Origin of the sequence: Moorena sp. SIO3I8 (assembly GCF_010692325.1) — a bacterium.
GTDB lineage: Bacteria > Cyanobacteriota > Cyanobacteriia > Cyanobacteriales > Coleofasciculaceae > Moorena.
This window is the reverse complement of the sequence record NZ_JAAHHW010000368.1, coordinates 1-1514: the sequence shown is the minus strand read 5'-3', so window position 1 is coordinate 1514 and position 1514 is coordinate 1. Positions and strand designations below refer to the sequence as shown.

Genomic DNA, 1514 nt, shown 5'->3' with positions numbered 1-1514 from the left:
CCAGCAGATAAGACTTACCATCACTATGATTTTTGCAATAATTGCTTTGACGGGTAAATCTACAAAATTATGGGCTTTCCCTGCTACTTCTAAAGCTAATGACCTCCCTCTGGAATTGAATTTCAAGCCCCCAAATAATGGTGCACCAGGTAATCGGGAGGACGATGGCAGCCGTCCTGGATGTCCTAATGTAGAAAAACCTTTTCTAGCCTTGATTCCTGTTACTAATTGGGGAGAAACAGTTTCAGAATATCCTACTTTCTGGCTTTATATTCCCTATGGCTTTGGCTCTGTAGATTTAGTTCTGGAGGATGAAAATACACAGGAAAAGATCTACCAGACCAAATTCAACATTACAGATAGACCAGGAATTGCCAGTTTTGGTCTACCGTTAGATGCACCACCGCTTGATCTGGGGAGAAAATACCGTTGGCAATTTCTTTTCTTCTGTTCAGATAACCAGTCTTACGATTTGTCTGTCGATGGGATAGTCAAGCGAGTTGAGAAAACTTCGGAACTGATTAGTCAATTAGCAACAGCCAAAACTTTACGGGAGCAAATCATAGTTTATGCTGAAAATGGTTTGTGGTACGAAACTCTCACCGAACTAGCTAAACTTCGCCGCGCTAATCCCCAAGATGCTCAAATCGCTGCTGACTGGGCTGCTTTGTTTGAGCATCGGTTTGTGCGCTATGAGGGATACGACATAATCTCAGAACCTATTGTTCAGTGCTGTTCACTTTGATAACACTCAAACAGAATACAGTTACTCAGCCTCCCCAATGAGAGTGAATGCTGCCCAATTTCTAGGTTGGGGGTATTTATCCATCATTTTCAGCATTGCTTGCCGCAAGGCTTTAGCCTTATCCATACCCTGTTTGAGATTCTGATAAAACTCCTTCATCAACTCGGCTGTAGATTCATCGTTCACTGTCCACAGAGAAACAAGCACACTAGGTACACCTGCGATAAATAGGGAACGAGATAAGCCAATCACCCCATCTCCGGTAATGCTTCCTTTTCCTGTATTGCAGGCACTGAGGACAAATAATTCGCCATTGAGTTTTAGGTCGAGGATTTCATTAGCAGTGAGTAGACCATTATCATTGCTAGAAGGGGCCAGAGCAATAGCACTCTCTAAGGCATTAACCTCATTGAGAATCCCGTGGGTAGCAAGATGAATGATTCTGGCGTTGGATAGTTGGGACTTAATAGCAGCTTTGGTAGCTTGAGCACCAATGAGGGGTCTAGTGTTATATAACTGAGCAATATTAAAGGCTTCCTCTTCAGAATAAGGAAGAGGCTGTAAGGATTTCGGCATTGTCGGATTACCCACTACAAGCACATGACCATTCGATTGTTTACCATTACGTTGCCGTTGTGAGCGGGTTAAGTCTAGCACTTGAATGGCTGGAGCAGTGAGGATAGTGTGTTTCTCAATTAAATAGTTTCCCGAATTATCTTGCAAAGCCGGAAAAGGAATTAGAAATAGCTTACCTTGGGGAATGAAAATG

At 42.9% G+C, this 1514-nt stretch carries 2 protein-coding genes; one reads left to right on the top strand and one right to left on the bottom strand.

The annotated features are described in order from the left end of the window. On the top strand, positions 1 to 745 hold a 745-nt coding region (locus tag F6K51_RS37060), incomplete at its 5' end, for a DUF928 domain-containing protein (RefSeq protein ID WP_293031120.1). A 21-nt stretch (positions 746 to 766) separates the two neighbouring features. Here the strand turns inward: F6K51_RS37060 and F6K51_RS37055 are convergent. After that, the coding region (locus tag F6K51_RS37055; protein WP_293031118.1) for a CHAT domain-containing protein at positions 767 to 1514 on the bottom strand (748 nt) is incomplete at its 5' end.